At 64.8% G+C, this 16,233-nt stretch carries 16 protein-coding genes; 12 read left to right on the top strand and 4 right to left on the bottom strand.

The window, feature by feature from the left end; translation table 11 throughout:
• Positions 1-7: 7 nt before the first annotated feature.
• The 9 genes from FFS15_RS12530 to FFS15_RS12490 all read left to right on the top strand — a co-directional run bounded on the left by FFS15_RS12530 (position 8) and on the right by FFS15_RS12490 (position 8,550).
• Positions 8-1,048, top strand: a complete 1,041-nt coding sequence (locus FFS15_RS12530; protein ID WP_137845376.1) for an ABC transporter permease — start codon at positions 8-10, stop codon at positions 1,046-1,048.
• A 28-nt stretch (positions 1,049-1,076) separates the two neighbouring features.
• Positions 1,077-1,868 (top strand): SDR family oxidoreductase, encoded by a 792-nt coding sequence (locus FFS15_RS12525; protein ID WP_137845375.1) that lies wholly within the window; start codon positions 1,077-1,079, stop codon positions 1,866-1,868.
• A 27-nt stretch (positions 1,869-1,895) separates the two neighbouring features.
• Positions 1,896-2,903, top strand: a complete 1,008-nt coding sequence (locus tag FFS15_RS12520; RefSeq protein WP_137845374.1) for an amidohydrolase family protein — start codon at positions 1,896-1,898, stop codon at positions 2,901-2,903.
• Complete coding sequence (locus FFS15_RS12515; protein WP_137845373.1) at positions 2,903-3,256, top strand: NifU family protein; 354 nt, start codon at positions 2,903-2,905, stop codon at positions 3,254-3,256. The genes FFS15_RS12520 and FFS15_RS12515 overlap by 1 nt, the downstream gene beginning before the upstream one ends.
• Positions 3,253-4,305 carry an SDR family oxidoreductase gene (locus FFS15_RS12510; protein ID WP_137845372.1) on the top strand — a complete coding sequence of 351 codons (1,053 nt, stop codon included), beginning with the start codon at positions 3,253-3,255 and terminating at the stop codon, positions 4,303-4,305. The genes FFS15_RS12515 and FFS15_RS12510 overlap by 4 nt, the downstream gene beginning before the upstream one ends.
• Before the next feature lie 102 nt (positions 4,306-4,407).
• The gene (locus FFS15_RS12505) at positions 4,408-5,322 is read left to right on the top strand and encodes a transketolase (protein ID WP_137845371.1); all 915 of its coding nucleotides are present in this window, start codon (positions 4,408-4,410) and stop codon (positions 5,320-5,322) included.
• Entirely contained in the window at positions 5,319-6,287 is a 969-nt protein-coding gene (locus tag FFS15_RS12500) for a transketolase C-terminal domain-containing protein (protein WP_137845370.1), read from the top strand. Before FFS15_RS12505 ends, FFS15_RS12500 begins: the two co-directional genes overlap by 4 nt.
• A complete protein-coding gene (locus FFS15_RS12495) occupies positions 6,284-7,735 on the top strand; it encodes an NAD-dependent succinate-semialdehyde dehydrogenase (protein ID WP_137845369.1) in 1,452 nt (483 codons plus the stop codon). The genes FFS15_RS12500 and FFS15_RS12495 overlap by 4 nt, the downstream gene beginning before the upstream one ends.
• 47 nt (positions 7,736-7,782) lie before the next feature.
• Entirely contained in the window at positions 7,783-8,550 is a 768-nt protein-coding gene (locus tag FFS15_RS12490) for an SDR family oxidoreductase (RefSeq protein WP_249354032.1), read from the top strand.
• 32 nt (positions 8,551-8,582) lie between these two features.
• On the opposite strand, the gene FFS15_RS12485 is transcribed toward FFS15_RS12490, so the two are convergent.
• The gene (locus FFS15_RS12485) at positions 8,583-9,494 is read right to left on the bottom strand and encodes a LysR family transcriptional regulator (protein WP_137845367.1); all 912 of its coding nucleotides are present in this window, start codon (positions 9,492-9,494) and stop codon (positions 8,583-8,585) included.
• 83 nt (positions 9,495-9,577) lie between these two features.
• Between FFS15_RS12485 and FFS15_RS12480 the strand changes: the two genes are divergently transcribed.
• Both FFS15_RS12480 and FFS15_RS12475 read left to right on the top strand, forming a co-directional pair.
• Entirely contained in the window at positions 9,578-10,687 is a 1,110-nt protein-coding gene (locus FFS15_RS12480) for a pyridoxal-phosphate dependent enzyme (RefSeq protein ID WP_137845366.1), read from the top strand.
• Positions 10,687-11,832, top strand: a complete 1,146-nt coding sequence (locus FFS15_RS12475; RefSeq protein WP_137845365.1) for a M20/M25/M40 family metallo-hydrolase — start codon at positions 10,687-10,689, stop codon at positions 11,830-11,832. Before FFS15_RS12480 ends, FFS15_RS12475 begins: the two co-directional genes overlap by 1 nt.
• A 108-nt stretch (positions 11,833-11,940) precedes the next feature.
• On the opposite strand, the gene FFS15_RS12470 is transcribed toward FFS15_RS12475, so the two are convergent.
• On the bottom strand, positions 11,941-12,840 hold the full coding sequence (locus FFS15_RS12470) for a LysR family transcriptional regulator (RefSeq protein ID WP_137845364.1): 900 nt from the start codon (positions 12,838-12,840) through the stop codon (positions 11,941-11,943).
• 113 nt (positions 12,841-12,953) lie between these two features.
• Between FFS15_RS12470 and FFS15_RS12465 the strand changes: the two genes are divergently transcribed.
• Entirely contained in the window at positions 12,954-13,640 is a 687-nt protein-coding gene (locus tag FFS15_RS12465; RefSeq protein WP_137845363.1) for a type 1 glutamine amidotransferase domain-containing protein, read from the top strand.
• Positions 13,641-14,424: 784 nt separating this feature from the next.
• Here the strand turns inward: FFS15_RS12465 and FFS15_RS12460 are convergent.
• Positions 14,425-15,129 carry a hypothetical protein gene (locus FFS15_RS12460; protein WP_137845362.1) on the bottom strand — a complete coding sequence of 235 codons (705 nt, stop codon included), beginning with the start codon at positions 15,127-15,129 and terminating at the stop codon, positions 14,425-14,427.
• Positions 15,130-15,926: 797 nt separating this feature from the next.
• Positions 15,927-16,233: substrate-binding domain-containing protein (locus tag FFS15_RS18760; RefSeq protein WP_212743158.1), on the bottom strand; the 307-nt coding region annotated here is incomplete at its 5' end.

Genomic DNA, 16,233 nt, shown 5'->3' with positions numbered 1-16,233 from the left:
AGTTCTCATGGCAACCCCAGTCAAGGATGGCTCAGCCACCAACACCGGCACGCTCGCGACAACCACAGCGATCCGCATCGCGCAGGTCAAGACCAAACTCAAGATCCTCTCCGGCCCGCTCATCGGCCTCATCCTGCTGATCGTGGTCATGTCATTCCTGTCGCCGGTCTTCCTGACCCCGAACAACCTCGTCAACATCCTGGTCCAGGTGTCCTATATCGGGATCATGGCTGCCGGGGCGACGATGGTCATCATCCTCGGAGGGATCGATCTGTCCGTGGCGGCGGTGCTGGGATTCAGCTTCATGGTGGTCGCGGTCACCTACCAGAAGCTGGGATGGCCGTTCTGGTTCTCCATCATCGTCGGCCTCGCCGTCGGCGCAGGGATCGGATTGCTCAACGGCATCCTGGTCGCGTACGGGAACATCCAGCCGTTCATCGCCACCCTGGCAACGATGTTCGCGGCGACCGGTCTTTCGCTCTACCTGACCAACGGCACCCCGATCCTTGGTCTGCCGGACTGGTTCCAGGGTCTGTCCCAAACCCGCTGGCTCGGCATCTCGCTGCAGGTCTACCTCATGATCGCCGTCTTCGTGATCGCCGGTCTGTGGCTTCGCTTCCGCCCCGCGGGGCGCTCGCTGTACGCGATCGGCAGCAATGAAGAGGTCGCGCGTCTGTCGGGTATCCGGGTGAAGGCGATGCAGCTCCGGGTATACGCACTTGCTGGTCTCCTCGCGGCGATCGCTGGCCTCGTCGTCGGTGCGCGCTTGAATGCGGCTCAGCCCGGAGCGGGCAACTCCAGCGACCTGCTCGCTGTCATCGCGGCCGTCGTCATCGGCGGTGCGAGTCTTGCTGGAGGCGTGGGGTCGATGTGGGGCACGTTTGTCGGACTCCTGATCATCGGTGTCCTGAACAACGGCCTCACGCTGCTGGACGTCTCGCCCCACCTGCAACCCGTCGTCATCGGCGCCGTCATCATTCTTGCGGTGCTCAGCGACGGACGGCTTTTCGCGATGATGCGCAGGGGACGTGGCGCCGGTGCCCACTGAACGATCTCAGATGAGGGGACACAGTCGAATGTGGAACTCGGATCTGTTCGCCGGCAAGGTCGTCGCGGTCAGCGGCGCCGCCTCCGGGATCGGCGCAGCAATTACGCGCCGGTTCCTCGAAGCGGGCGCTACGGTCGCGGCGGGAGATCTTCAGACATCCCTCTTCACGGTTCTGCAAGAGGAGCTGGGGCCCGAACTCAGCCGCCGTCTGGTGCCGCTGACGCTGGACGTCTCCAACCCGCACCTGGCAGACGACTTCATTCGTGCCGTCATATCCAAACTCAGTCGGCTGGATGTGCTCGTCAACAACGCGGGGATCGCCCCCGTTGGGTCCGTCACCGAAACCACCGATGAGATGTGGCGAAGGGTCATGGCCGTCGACGTGGATGGGGTGTTCTACCTGTCGCGAGCGGCGCTGCCGCACCTGGAGCGCTACGCCGGCTGCATCGTCAATATCGCGTCGGTCTCGGGAGTGGGCGCGGACTTCAACTATGCGGCGTACAACGCGGCCAAGGGGGCGATCGTGAACCTCACCCGCAGCATGGCGATCGACTACGGCAAGGCCGGTGTCCGCACCAACGCAGTCGCTCCTGGCCCGGTGCGCACGCCGTTGCTGGTGAAGAACCTGGAGTCGTTGTCCGGTCTCGAAGCGGCGTTCGGCAAGTTCATCCCCTTGGCCAGGATTGCGGACCCCCGTGAGATCGCTGATGCCGTGGTGTTCTTGGCGTCGACCGGTGCGTCGTTCATCAACGGCGCGATCCTGCCGGTTGACGGCGGCGTGACAGCTTGGAATGGTCAGCCCAACGGCGACTTCGTTTAGTGGCTACAACTCACAGAGGAGACCAATATGAAAGACGGAATGTTCGTTTTCGACTGTGCGGTGCACAGCCAGGACTTCACGGATCGTCAGATCGCTCCTGGCACGGATGGTCGAAACGTCGTCGCCCACCGCGTGAACCAGGCCGGGTTCAATGAGCTGATGGCCAGCAAGGGGGGTCCTGCGCCCAAGCCGGACTTCTACGACCCAGTTGATCCGGACTGGGCGAATGATCAGCTTTTCAAGCGCTCTGACACGGACGTTGCGATGGTGCAGACTGTGCCGCTGTTCGGCCCGTGGAAGGACTCGCTCGGCCCCGCCCAGCAGTGCTATGACCTCACCCTCCGCAACCCCGAGCGGTTGCTCTTCACGGGCGGCGTCGACCCGAGCTGGCAAGGGCTGGACTTCGCCCTGCACGAGATGGAGCGTCAGGTCCACGAGATGGGCGCGATCAGCTTCAAGTTCTACACGTACCAGGACCGTGACCATTACTGGAGAGCTGACGACCCCGAGGTCGCATACCCGCTGTATGAGAAGGCGCTCGAGTTGGGCATCAAAATGGTGCAGTTCCACAAGGGGTACCCACTGGGCATGCATCCGGTCGAGGCTTTCAAGCCGAACGACCTGCAGATGGCGGCGTACGACTTCCCAGACCTCAACTTCGGCATCCACCACATGGGCGATCCCTACGTCGACGAGATGATCTCGATTGCTGGACGATTCCCCAACATGCACCTGCTGCTGCCGCTCTGGTTCAACCAGTATTTCCTCCAGCCGTACGCAATGCTGCACCGCATCGGCCAGGCGTTGCTCTTCGTGGGGCCCGACCGACTGGCGTACGGTTCCGAGGGCTTCATCTGGCCCGACATTCAGTCCTACATCGACATGTGGGCCAATCTCGAAATGCCTGAGGAACTGCAGGATCGCTACGGTTACCCCGAGCTGACGCGCGAGATCAAGGAGAAGGTGTTCGGGCTCAGCTTCGCGCGCGGGCTCGGCTACGAGATCCCCGAGAAGTATAAGAAAGCCGGCGACTGATGACGGTCGATCCAGACCAACTGCAAGAGGCATTGCAGTTCGTCCGACCCAGACTTCGGGGACACGCCGGTGACATGACCGCGACTGTCAGCGACGAAGGTGACGTGCTCATCGAGTTCTACGGGGCGTGCGAGAGCTGCCCCTCCATGGCTGTCACATACGCGGGTCTGGTGCAGACCTACGTGCAGGCCGTGCCCGGTGTGCGCTCAGTGAGCGCTCCTCAGATCCACGCCTCACCGGCGGTGCTCGCGAGCATCCGTCGGCGGCTGGGCGTGCGTTCCGACGGTCCGGTTCCATTGGGGTTGCCCACCGCGCAGCGGCATCGCGAGTCACCGATGGAAACGTGTGCATGAGCAACGAGAACTACCTTGTCGTCGGCGCCAGCGGGGTCACTGGGGGAGCGATCGCCCGGCAGTTGAGCCAGTCTGGGCGGATGGTCACGGCGCTGTCGCGTTCGGGTCCGCGAACAACGGACTCTGGATCGGGCCAACTCATCCTTCTCGGCGATCTTTCGGTTCCCGACGGTGTCCCGCCGGGGTCGCTCACTCCCATCACCCACGTCGTCTACGCAGCGTACGTCGAAGGGGCGAACCACGCGGCGACGACGAACCTGAACGCCGAAATGTTCCGCAACCTGCTCACCGGCTTGGATCGTGACGGCGCGGACGTCGCGCACATCCAGCTCATCGGGGGTGGCAAGTCCTATGGCGAACACCTCGGACCCTACCGAACGCCTGCGAAAGAGACCGATCCGCGAATCCTCGGCCCGATCCTCTACAACCCGCAGGAAGATGCCATGCGGGAATGGGTGGGGCGGCGCGGCGCGACGTTCACCGTGCTACGACCGGATGGAGTGATCGGATTCGGGGCGCGCTCACCGATGAACATCCTGTCCGGCGTGGCCGCCTTCGCGATGCTGAGCAAGAGCGAGGGAGTCCCCCTCCGATTCCCGGGCTCCTGGAGCGCATGGCGGGCTCTGCATCAGGCCACCGACGCGCGCATACTGGCCCGCGCCGTGGAGTGGGCCTTCACCGCCGGTACGGCGCGGAACGAAACCTTCAACGTCACCAACGGCGACCACTTCCGATGGTGCCACCTGTGGCCGACGATCGCAGAGTTCTTCGACATGCCCTGCGCGGAGCCGCAGCCGTTGGACCTGGAAGCTCACATGATCGGCCGTGACGCGGATTGGGTCGAACTCACCACTCGGCAAGGTCTGCGGGAGACGACGTTCCCCGACTTTGTGGCCTGGCCTTTCGTCGAAGGATGGTGGCGCACCGAGTTCGACATGGTGCAGAGCACCATCAAGATTCGTCAGGCCGGGTTCGCTGACTGCATCGATAGCCACCAGAGCTTCCTCGACCATCTTTCCGCCCTGCGAGACGACCGATTCATTAGCTGACCGCTGCCAGCGCTCGGGGGCCCATTCTTCTTCCAGGCGCCACCTCTTGCCAAGACCAGATAAAAAATGGACGCAGTGTCCGTAAACAGGTAGGATAGCGACATGAGCGAAGACGCCAGACGAGGATTGACTGTCGATCCGGACGCGCCCACGCAGTACCCGGAACTCGCGCGCTTGTCCCAGCTTGTTCGCTGGCACATCGTGAACACGGTCACGCAAAGTAAGGCCGGCCACATTGGTGGACCCATGTCCATGACTGACCTCCTGGTGGCGCTCTACTTCGAGACGCTCCGCATCGACCCGAGCAACCCGCATAGCCCGGACCGCGACCGCTTCGTGCTGTCAAAAGGGCACTCGGCGATCGGCCTGTACAGCGTGCTCGCGCTACGCGGATACTTCCCCGTCGAAGAACTCGCCACCTTCGACCACGGGAACTCGCGGCTTCAGGGACACCCCGACATGAAGCTCACCCCCGGAGTGGATGTGTCCACCGGGTCGCTGGGTCAGGGGCTGTCTGCGGGTGTGGGAATCGCACTGGGAGCGAAAAAGCTCGGCGCCGGCTACCGCACCTGGGTGATGCTCGGCGACGGTGAGCTCCAGGAGGGCATGATCTGGGAGGCGTTCAACTCGGCCAGCCGGTACCGATTGAACAATCTGGTCGCCATCGTCGACCTGAACGGACTCCAGCAGTTCGGCTGGCCGGCCGTTGCCACCCGCGACAGATTCGACCGCAGTGACCCGTGGTCGCACGTGGACCTGCACGCCATCCTGACCGGTTTCGGGTGGAATGTCCTCAGTGTCGACGGGCACGACTTCGGCGACATCCTCGGCGCATACGAAGCTGCGGTGGAGAACGCCTCCACCAGCGACAAGCCCACGGTGATCCTCGCGCGCACCACCAAGGGCCACGGCCTCTCGTTTACCAGCGGTACATACAAGTGGCACAACGGCGTTGCCACGCCGGAGCAACTCGAGATCGCGCGACGCGAACTCGCAATCGAGGAGACGACGCTGTGAGGGCTCAACGCGACGTGTGGGGTGACACCCTCGTCGAGATCGGTGCTGTGGACCCCAGCATCGTCATCGTCGATGGGGACCTGGCCAACTCCACCAAGGCGGACAAGTTCGCGGCGGCCTACCCGGACAGGTTCGTTGAAGTCGGGATCGCGGAACAGAACATGGTGGGGATCGCGTTCGGACTGACCACTGCCGGCTTCCGCCCCTGGCTGTCGACATTCGGTGTCTTCCTTACGCACCGAGCACTGGATCCCATCCGGATGCTGGTCTCACAGACCCAGGCACCTGTGCGGGTCGCCGGGGCCTACAGCGGCCTCCTCAACGGCAGCAGTGGCAAAACGCATCAAGACATCGAGGATCTGGCCATCATGCGGGCGATGCCGAACATGACCGTCCTCGCTCCCGTCGACGAGATCGAAACCGCAGAGGTCACCCGGTGGGCGTCTCAGCATGACGGTCCCGTGTACGTGAGGTTGGCACGCGACGCGGTCCGCCAGGTGCTTCCCGATGACTACACATTCAAGCTCGGCGAGGTGATCACTCTGCGCCCGGGTGGCGTCATCGCACTGGTATCCACGGGGGCGCAAAGCTCACGCGTCTACGAGGCCGCGGAGATCCTGGACGAGATCGGGATCCACGCCCGCGTCATCCACGTGCCCACCATCAAGCCGCTGCACGTCCCATCGTTGATGGAGGCGGTCGACGGCGCCCGAATCGTGATCACAGTGGAGGAGCACAGCATCATCGGAGGCCTGGGAGGCCTCGTGAGCGAGACGCTCGCCGAACGGTTCCACTCACCGCGGGTCGCGCGGATGGGACTGCAGGATGCGTGGTCCGAATCCGGACCCAACGACTTTCTCCTCGACAAGTACGGCCTGTCCCCAAAGCGTGTCGCGCAGCTCGTGCGCGAATACCTCAATGCACCAGAAGCAACGACGCGCCAGATCGTTGGAGGCAACGCATGAGCAACGGTGTGGACCGGCTCCCCAGCAGTCTGTACATCGCCGGAAAGTGGCGAGACGCCACCGACGGTTCCACCTTCCCGGTGCACGACCCGGCTACCGGGGAAGTGATAGCCGAGGTGGCTGATGCCACTCCTGCCGATGCGCTCGCGGCGCTCGACGCCGCAGCATCGGCGGGCGAGCAGTGGGCGCGGACCGCGCCACGAGTCCGCGGCGAGATCCTGCTGCGTGCTTTCGACCTCGTCAACGAACACGCTGAAGACTTGGCAAGGCTCATCACGCTCGAGATGGGCAAACCGCTCAGCGAATCTGCCGCAGAGGTGCGATACGGCGGCGAGTTCCTTCGCTGGTTCGCAGAAGAAGCCGTCCGTATCGGCGGACGCACCGGAACGACCCCAGAGGGGTCGGGCGCCATGATCGTGACCCACCGACCCGTCGGTCCCTGCTACTTGATCACGCCATGGAACTTCCCACTGGCGATGGCGACCCGCAAGATCGGCCCCGCACTCGCCGCCGGATGCACCGCGATCATCAAGCCGGCGGCCCTCACCCCGCTGACGACCCTGTACGTCGTGTCGCTGCTCGAGCAGGCCGGGGTACCGGCCGGAGTGGTCAACGTCATTCCCAGTACTCAATCCGCGGCCATTTCAGAGGTCCTCATGCGGGACGGTCGACTGCGTAAGGTCAGCTTCACCGGATCCACCCAGGTCGGGCAGACGCTACTCAAGCAAGCGGCCGACAACGTCCTGCGAACATCGATGGAGCTCGGCGGCAATGCACCATTTCTCGTCTTCGATGACGCGGACCTTGACGCGGCCGTTGACGGGGCGATGCTGGCGAAGTTCCGGAATGTCGGTCAGGCGTGCACCGCCGCCAACCGGTTCCTCGTGCAGGCTGGCATCCATGACGCGTTCGTGGAGCGGCTCGCAGCCCGGGTCAACGCCCTGCGGGTCGGCCACGGCCTCGAGGACGGTGTCGACGTCGGACCGCTCATCAACGCGGGGGCGGGTCGCCGCATTCGTGCGCTCGTGGACGCGGCGATCGAGGACGGTGCCTACGAGATCGTCGGGGGAGAGAGTGCTGAGGGTAGCGCGTACTTCCCGCCTACGCTCCTCACCGACGTACCCCCCGACGCCCGCCTCTTCCAGGAGGAGATATTCGGGCCAGTCGTCGCCGTCACCAAGTTCCGCACGGAGGACGAGGGCATCGCGCTCGCCAACGGGACCGAGTATGGCTTGGCTGCGTACGCGTTCACCGCTGACTTTGCTCGCGCCAACAGGCTCATGGCGACCATCAACGCGGGAATGCTCGGGGTGAATGCCGGCGTCATCTCCAATCCTGCCGCCCCGTTCGGGGGGACGAAGCACTCCGGAATGGGGCGTGAGGGTGGAAGTGAGGGCATCCACGAGTATCTCGATACCGCATACGCCTTCGTGCCTGACGTGCGCTGAGAACCCCCTGCCCCGCTTCGAGACTCCAACCAGAACGGAGCATGGAAATGACCCGATTCGGTGTAGTGACCGGTGCTGGGCAAGGCATCGGCGCGGCAACCGCGATGCTGCTGGCGTCTCGAGGATGGCGAGTCGGCGTCGCCGACAAGTCCGGCGACCACGTCGCTGAGCGCGTGGCTGAGCTAAACGCCGCCTATCCGGTCGAAGGCGGACACGAGCCGCTGGCTTTCGATGTCACAGATGAGCGAGCTGTCGGCGACGCCTTTGCAGAGATTCTCGAGCGTCACGGAAGGATCCACGGCCTGGTGAATGGAGCAGGTGTCCTCTTCCGCTCGCCTGCCGAAGAGACCGATCTCGCGCTCTGGCAATTGCAGCTCGGCATCCATCTGACGGGAGCGATGCTCTGCAGTCGTGCGGCGTTCCCTGGCCTCCGCGATGCAGGCGGGGCCGCCATCGTCAACATCGCATCGGTCGGGGCGACCTTCGGACTTCCGGGCAGGATTGCCTACGCCACGGCGAAGAGCGGTGTGCTCGGACTCACCCGCACCCTGGCGGTCGAATGGGGTGGGTACGGCATCCGCGTGAACGCGATCGCACCCGGCTACGTCGCGACCGAGATGGTCAGAAGCGGATTGCGCAGCGGCGCGCTCAGCGAGGCGGCGCTTGTGAGACGCACCCCACTGCGACGTCTCGCCGAGCCTGAGGAGATCGCGAACGTGATCGCATTTCTTTTGTCAGAGGACGCCAGTTTCGTACACGGTGCCGTCCTCAAGGTCGACGGCGGTATCACCATCGACGGGACCTTTGAAGGCTAGTGGCGTCGGCCGCGCAAGAGCACGTGGGTGCACTAGTCCGTCCCGGGCGCCGGTGATGGCTCCGCGAGGAGTTGCTCCTTGAGCCCTTGGCGGAGCGCACTCCGCACTGCGGCGATCGCAGGATTGGACTCGCTTCCGGCCCGCAGGGAGAGCACCACTGATCGGCGACGGCCCGTCGGTGTAAGCCGAATTTCGTCGTGAGGTCGGAATCCCAGCCATGGAAGGAGTGCAGCCGCCTGGCCGTGGGCCACGAGCAGGGCGTGCAGGTAGAGGTCGGCTGACTCGAATGCGACGCGCGGCTCGTATCCGGCGGATCGACATAGCGTGGTCGACCATTCTCGCGGGTGGCTCGCTGCGTGCTCCATCACCCACGATGCGTCGGCGAGGTCGTTCAAGCGGACCTCGCCCCAAGAAGCAGGCGTCGCGAGCGAGAGCGGATCGGAGATCACCTCTTCGGAGTGGACCCCGGGGTGGGCGTGCGACCGGCCTCCGGGATACCGCTCGGACAGGACGACGTCGAATTCGCGGGCTGCAAGCGCAGGAATCGCGGCATCCGCGCTCACCTGCGCGAACGACAGGGTGAGATTCGGATGGCGCAATGAAAGCCCCTGCAGCACGGCGGGGATGACTGCGTGCGCTGCGGTCTGGAAGGTGGCGACGCGTACCGCCCCGGTCACATCGGAGCGACTTGCCGCGATGGACGCGGCTGCCCGTTCCATTTCGAGGAGGATGACCTCGGTGTGCTCCACGAGGGATGCCGCCGCTGGTGTGAGACGCACCCCGCGGCCGGCCGGTTCCAGGAGTGGCACGCCGACTTCGCGTTCCAGGACGGTGAGCTGGTGCGAAACCGCCGAGGGGCTGAACCCCAGCGCTGTGGCCACCGCCGCCAGTGTGCCGCGCTGGCTGACCTCACGTAGAAGTCGCAGTCGGTGAAGGTCGTACATGCCGCAATCCGTCAACTCTCTTCATCGATACTCATCTGAATGATGCCATTGATGCGTTACTTAGCTGTACATAGTGTCGTCTCATGGATGACATCGGCACCACGGTCTATCGGAATCCCGCTGCGCGCGAGTGGCGCACGACGCCAGCTCCCGACGTGCTCGAGTTCCACCGCTCGCTCCCTGGATATGTGCCGACGCGGCTCGTGCCGTCACCCGACCTAGCCCGCGAACTCGGTGTGGCCACCGTGCATGTCAAGGAGGAGTCATCCCGGCTCGGGCTGCCCGCCTTCAAGATCCTCGGCGCTTCGTATGCGATCTCGCGGGCATTGGGTGCACGTTACGGCGCGCCTGAAGCGGCTCTCCCCATCGCCGATCTTCGGGCTTTGATCGCCCGACATGACGCGATAGAGCTTGTCGCGGCGACCGACGGCAATCACGGGCGCGCTGTCGCGCGGATCGCCCGGCTCCTCGGCCTTGACTCGCGGATCTTCGTCCCCTCTGGCATCACTCGCGCGTCGAAGGAGGGCATCGCGTCGGAAGGAGCGGCGCTCATCGAACTCGATGAGTCGTACGACGACGTAGTGACGAGGGCGGCGGGCCTCGCTCGAAGCGCCGAGCAGGCCACAATGCTGATTCAGGACACATCGTGGGACGACTACCGGCAGATACCCGAGTGGATCGTCGACGGCTACTCCACCCTCCTCTTGGAGGCGGACCAGCAACTTCGCGCTGTCGGCGTCAATCGAATCGACGCGGTCGCAGTTCCGGTAGGGGTGGGGTCGCTCGCGCAAGCCGTCGTGCGTCACTACCGATCCACCGACTCTGCGCCCACTGTGCTCAGTGTCGAACCGGAGGCTGCTCCCGCCCTCATCGCGTCGCTCCACGCCGGTCGACCCCTCGTCGTGCCGACGCGCAAGACGATCATGGCTGGACTCAACTGCGGCACCGTCACCGACCTCGGGTGGCCGACCCTGAAAGCAGGTATCGACGCAGCGGTTGTTGTGACGGATACTGCGGCCGCGCGCGCCGTGCACGATCTCGAGTCACTCGGCATCGACGCGGGCTCGTGCGGCGCGGCATCCCTCGCCGGTCTCCGCGCTCTCATCGCAACCGAGCCCCTTCCGGCCAACGCGCACGTGCTGCTTCTGAGCACCGAGAGCCGCACGGCCAATCCCTTGCCGAAGGGCATGTGATGGTCGACCAGGACGCGACGATCGCGCTCGCGAAGCAGCTGATCGAGATCGATTCCGTGAACCCGGAGCTGGTGCCCGGCGGTGCCGGGGAGGCCGCGATCGCGCAGTTCGCGGCCGAGTGGCTCAGCGTGCGCGGATTCGCCTGCCGGCTTCTGGAGCAGACCCCGGGACGCCCCTCGATCCTCGCCATCGCGGACGGAACTGGTCAGGGGACGAGCATCATGCTCAACGGACACCTAGACACCGTGGCGCTCTCCAGCTACGAGGGGAAGGGGCTGGAACCTGTCGAGCGCGACGGCAAGCTGTATGGCCGCGGCGCGTACGACATGAAGTCGGGCGTCGCCGCGATCATGATCGCAGCTGCGGCCGCGGCATCCCGTCCGCACGCCGGCGACATCGTCGTCGCGCTCGTCGCCGATGAGGAGTGGGCGAGCGGGGGCACGGCGGAGGTCTTGCGACACATCGTCACAGACTGCGCGATCGTCGTCGAGCCGAGCGGCCTCGACCTCGTCATAGCCCACCGCGGATTCGTTTGGGCGAATGTCACCATCCACGGCACGTCCGCCCACGGCTCGCGACCCGACCTGGGGGTCGACGCGATCGCGAAGGCGGGCCGATTCCTCACCGCCATCGACCACCACGGACGCCAACTCGCGACCAGCGCGCCACACCCGATGCTCGGCACCGGCAGCATCCACGTATCCACCATCAGCGGCGGCACAGAAGCATCCACCTACCCTGCCGAGTGCAGCATGGTCATCGAACGCCGCACCATCCCTGGTGAGGATGATCTCACGACGGAACGTGAGCTTCGCGGGTTGCTCGAGCAGATCTCGTCAACCGACTCTGAGTTCCGGTTCGACGTACAAGTGACAGCGCACCGGCCCCCGTTCGCCGCGGCGAACGACTCGGTGATCGCGGGCGTCCTCGCCTCATCGATCGAAGATTTCACCGGCGAGTCGCCCCTGCAACGGGGTGAGGCGTTCTGGACCGATTGCGCGCTGTTGAGTGCGGCCGGGATCGACACGGTGCTCTTCGGGGTCGATGGAGGGGGCGCCCATGCGGCATCCGAGTGGGTCTCCCTCGCGTCGCTCGACATCGTCACGGCTGCGCTCGAGCTCGCGATCGTGCGCGCTACGAGCTGAGCGGCGGACGACCTCGGACCAGACGCGCCAAGCGATGACGACCGCCAGACTGCAGGACGGATCCAGACGAGCCCGGACTGAACTGGGCCACGTCATGAGGGCGGGCGATCAGAAGACGTCCCAGTCACGTGCGCGCTCAGCCAGAGTGTCGATCACCCTCTTCGTCGAGGCCGTCATTCGTGTGTCGGCCGAGATCGCGAGGTGGAGGGTGTTGATCGGTGCCTCCCCTGGTCGGTGTAGAACTTCCACGGTGCCGGCGCCGATCGCGGCGTCGGCCAGGTAGCGCGGCAACGCGGAGATGCCCGCACCCGCCGCGACTGCGGCGAGAACGCCGCGCAGATCGGGGACCGTCAGTGCCACGGGATTTGCGGGTCGATCGCCGAACTGACTGCGCCAGTATCGGCGCACGATCGACAGATCGGCGTCGTACGCGACCAGGGGAAGGTGCTGCAGGGCGGTCGCCGGATCGGTCGCCAGGCGGCCGCGATCGATCGTGCGGGCGAGAGACGGAGCGCCGACCAGAACGAACTCCTCGTCGACGAGTCCGCGATACCGGATGCCTTTCAGCGGTTTCCGCACTGACGACACCACGACATCGAGAGCACCGTCAGTGAGTTGGGTGAGCAGGTCCGGCGCCAAGCCCAGGGTGAACTCGAGCTGTATGCTCTCGGCCGTGAGCGGCGCGAGCGCGGGGATCACTCGGGCAGCGACAACGTCGCTCGCCCCGCCCACGCGCACCGTTGCGCCTGGTCCTGACGGCGGTGCCGACCAGACATCGCGCAGGCGGTCGACTGAACCCGCCACCCGCAGCAGAAGTGCGTCGCCGGCCGAGGTCGCCACCGAGCCGCGAGGGGTCCGTGTGAAGAGCGCCGTGCCGAGGTCTTCCTCCAGTCGCGTGATCCGGTCACTCACGGCTGGCTGGCTGATGCCGAGTCGTGTCGCGGCAGCAGTGACAGATCCTGCCCGGTGCACCTCGACGAACGTGTGAAGCAGATCGAGGTTCTGCACAAGCCGCTCCCATCAGAAAAGTGATGACTCAGGAACAGCATAGGAAATTCGAGTGATGGGTGCATCGTTCTCGAACTTCAGCGGCTTGAGCAAGTCGCCGAACAGGAGAAGACATGGCACACGTACTTTTGGCAGTCACCGGAGCGGACGCCATCGCGCTCGCGGACTCCACGGCGCACCAGACGGGATTCTGGGCAGAGGAGCTCGTCGAACTGCACCGCGGCCTCGTCGCTGCTGGTCACGACGTGGACATTGCGACGCCGGGCGGCGTGCGTCCTCCGGTCGATCCTGGCAGTCTCGCCGGCGAACCCGCCGATGACTTGCGCGCCTACCTCTCCTCGATCGACGAACTTCTCGCGCACCCGCGTGCGCTTGCCGACGTCCGCTCGGGCGAGTACGACGCGATCGCGCTGCCGGGCGGACATGGCCCGATGGTCGATCTCGCGGTCGACGCCGATCTCGGGCGCCTCCTCGTCGACGCCATTGATCGCGACGCCGTCGTTGGTGTGCTGTGCCACGGGCCGGCTGGGCTTCTCAGCGCGGTGCGCGAAGACGGTACATTCGCGTTCGCGGGTCGCCGGCTGGCGGTGTTCACCGATGATGAGGAGCGCCAGGGCGGACTCGGCGATGCCTCGCCCTACCTGGTCGAGTCCCGGCTGAGGGAGCTCGGTGTTCTCGTCGAGCCTGGCGAGCCCTGGTCGGTAACCGTCGTCACCGATGGCTCACTCGTGAGCGGTCAGAATCCGCAGTCCAGCGTCGCAACTGCACGTGCACTCGTCGAGGTGCTCGCGCGTCGCTGAGACGAGTGCCCGGTGCAGGCGTCGCTGGCCTGGCCGGTGCGTCTGCACCGGCCTAGAACAGATCGATTCTGTGGCAGCGCGAAGAGGCCCGAAGTCCTGATCTTGTGTTACCGCCAGAATTGCGGCAGGTTGATCGCGGTGACACATGTTCCGGCGCGGAAGCGCGCGGGTATCGATCCGAGCTAATAGTCCCCCAGGGGTCCCCGAGAACCCCGAGGACGCGGAGATTCGACGAGTGTGAAGTGCCAGGAGTGCGAGGAGTGCGAACGCCTATAGTCCAGAAACACCCAGATGAAGTGCATAAACCGCGGCGATCCGCGGCAGGTGGCCGATTGAGTTGGCCGTCGCGTAAGTGATCGATCTCACCCTGCTAAGGTGGAGTCCCCTCACGGGGACCGAGGGTTCAAATCCCTCCGTCTCCGCAAAAAATAGCCCTGATCAAGACGTAATTGTTTTGGCGAAGTGCGCGATCTGCGAACACTTTGAGAACGGAATCTGTTCGCAAAAGATGTGACGCGCCATGCACTTCTCGCTCTGGGCACCGGTGCAAGCCCCAGGTCAGAAGGCGAATCTGACCGATCGCGCGAGTTCGTGTGCGAAGGGATAACGCCCCTCGTCTCTGATTGCCGACAACCGCGCCGAATGTTCCGCCACGGCGGGGAACCTCCGCCTCGAGCGGTCGTCGCCACACTCAGTTGGGTGTAGCCGGTGGTGCTCGAACGGGATGCTCGGCTGGGTGACTCAGCCGAGGAGGGTCGAGAATGCTCTCAACTTTCGCGGCGATTCATCCGCGTAGGACCGCGTAGTCCTTGTCACTGACGGTCGCGTAGATTACTGCGGCCGGGTCGGTCTTCTGTGCGGCTCGATAGAGGTTGTTCTCAGACTTCGAGATCTCGCGGCGGAGCTTCCCGGTTGTGGTGTCGAAGAGCCCTTTTGCAAGCTTCGCGTCTGCTCGTTGAACGATGATGATCGGCATATCACTTTCCTCCTGACCTCGAACTCTGATGGAGTTGATGCGAAAGTCCTTGGCCGCGGCCGGCACTTTCCATGGGTCGAAATCGCCAATGTGCCAGGTCTCTCGCGGCTTGACGAAGTCGACTTGAAACCCAGCGAGACGACACAAGGCGACGAACCGCGCCCACGCGGTGAATGAGTTTCCGGGGGCGAGGTCGCCCCAGTTCTGCACATCGATCGCCATGCAGTCTCGGCCGCGGAAGACCCCGCCGTGGGATGAGAATCCCGGCTGCGCAGCCATGATCCCTAGCCGTCGACGGTAGAGGAATTGGATGTCGAGCGGGCGGAAGAGATTCCAGCCAGGTGTGACCCTGAGCGTGACGCCATACTTGGCGCGTCCGGTTGCCCTGAGCCAGTTCCAGCGCGCGGCAGTGCCGGGCGGCGCTAGGTGCTTCCAAGTGCCGTCTGCGTCACGACCACTACCCAGCGCGACCAGTCTGGACTCCGGAATTCGGCCGTTCGCGAACTCGGACACGTCACACCCCGTTCCAAGAAAGGAGATGTTGGGTCGAATGATAGCGGGCGGCGGCCTCCGGCGTAAGGGGTGGATGCGCCGCGGCAATGGGAGGATCGACAGTTGCCTCAAGTCGTTCCGCAGCGAGGAGCCCGACCTCGTCGATGTGGCCGAAGACGCTGTCGAGAGATCAACCTAAGTACACTCGAACCGGAGCTTCGCTCGCACGCGGAGGGCTGAACCGCCTGGTCGACTGGAGCGCTGAGCCGCCCCCGTTCACATGCGAAGAATTTGCGAACAACTGAATCACCGCACGCGCAAGCGAACCTCCACGAAAGCGACCGCGAACCGCGTCAAATCCACATGAACGCGCTCCGACCCACCTGAGTGTCCTCGCCCAGCCCGGGTTCAAATCCCTCCGTCTCCGCAAATAAAGCCCTGGTTAAGCCGGGTTTTTCTCCCCTTGACCCCCAGCCGCCTGCGCCCATATCGAGCGCGATTTCGCCGCCGAAGGGTCCCCCGCGGGGACCGCTGGGGGACCGTTGTGGTGCATCACCCTCACGACGCTCGACTGTTGGCGCGTCGCCACCCGTGTGATTCCGCGGTATTGATCGGCGACGGCGGCTGGGGGACCACACCCTTCCACTGGTGGTGACCCTCTTGGCGCTATCTAGCTGGCAAAGGTGACGAGCCCGAAACGGGTCGAGCACCATATCCGAATCGAGGCCCGAGCGAATCGGCGTCCTGACGACGCGCATGGCACGCGGCGCTTGCTCGCCGAGGTCCGGCTCATGGTCCCTCTCAGCCCCGCGGCCCCGCTACGACCTTTCCGGCCTCGCTCGTCGCGACGACGAGCGGACGCGCAACTCGGGCTGCAGCTGGCGGTGACGGGCCGCTGTGCGTCCTGATCGAATCCGCTCCATGAGCAGGTCGATCGCCGTCTGGCCCATCTCCTCGCCGAACTGCGTAACGGTCGAGAGGGAGACCTCTGAACCAGCGGCGCCCTCCCGCATGTCGACGACGCTCGAAAACTGGTCAGTTTCGGCGGTGAAAAGTGAACACTCGACGATTGGAGAGTGATCACTTTGGAGGACTGGGCGCTGATCCGGAGGTTGGCTGCGGAGG

Origin of the sequence: Microbacterium sp. 2FI (assembly GCF_005502885.1) — a bacterium.
In the GTDB taxonomy this organism is placed as follows: Bacteria; Actinomycetota; Actinomycetes; order Actinomycetales; family Microbacteriaceae; genus Microbacterium.
This window is presented reverse-complemented; position numbering and strand designations above follow the sequence as displayed.

Coding starts and splice junctions, on each gene's coding strand:
- FFS15_RS12530 (WP_137845376.1), top strand. CDS start 8: ATGGCAACCCCAGTCAAGGATGGCTCAGCCACCAACACCGGCACGCTC.
- FFS15_RS12525 (WP_137845375.1), top strand. CDS start 1,077: ATGTGGAACTCGGATCTGTTCGCCGGCAAGGTCGTCGCGGTCAGCGGC.
- FFS15_RS12520 (WP_137845374.1), top strand. CDS start 1,896: ATGAAAGACGGAATGTTCGTTTTCGACTGTGCGGTGCACAGCCAGGAC.
- FFS15_RS12515 (WP_137845373.1), top strand. CDS start 2,903: ATGACGGTCGATCCAGACCAACTGCAAGAGGCATTGCAGTTCGTCCGA.
- FFS15_RS12510 (WP_137845372.1), top strand. CDS start 3,253: ATGAGCAACGAGAACTACCTTGTCGTCGGCGCCAGCGGGGTCACTGGG.
- FFS15_RS12505 (WP_137845371.1), top strand. CDS start 4,408: ATGAGCGAAGACGCCAGACGAGGATTGACTGTCGATCCGGACGCGCCC.
- FFS15_RS12495 (WP_137845369.1), top strand. CDS start 6,284: ATGAGCAACGGTGTGGACCGGCTCCCCAGCAGTCTGTACATCGCCGGA.
- FFS15_RS12490 (WP_249354032.1), top strand. CDS start 7,783: ATGACCCGATTCGGTGTAGTGACCGGTGCTGGGCAAGGCATCGGCGCG.
- FFS15_RS12485 (WP_137845367.1), bottom strand. CDS start 9,494: ATGTACGACCTTCACCGACTGCGACTTCTACGTGAGGTCAGCCAGCGC.
- FFS15_RS12480 (WP_137845366.1), top strand. CDS start 9,578: ATGGATGACATCGGCACCACGGTCTATCGGAATCCCGCTGCGCGCGAG.
- FFS15_RS12475 (WP_137845365.1), top strand. CDS start 10,687: ATGGTCGACCAGGACGCGACGATCGCGCTCGCGAAGCAGCTGATCGAG.
- FFS15_RS12465 (WP_137845363.1), top strand. CDS start 12,954: ATGGCACACGTACTTTTGGCAGTCACCGGAGCGGACGCCATCGCGCTC.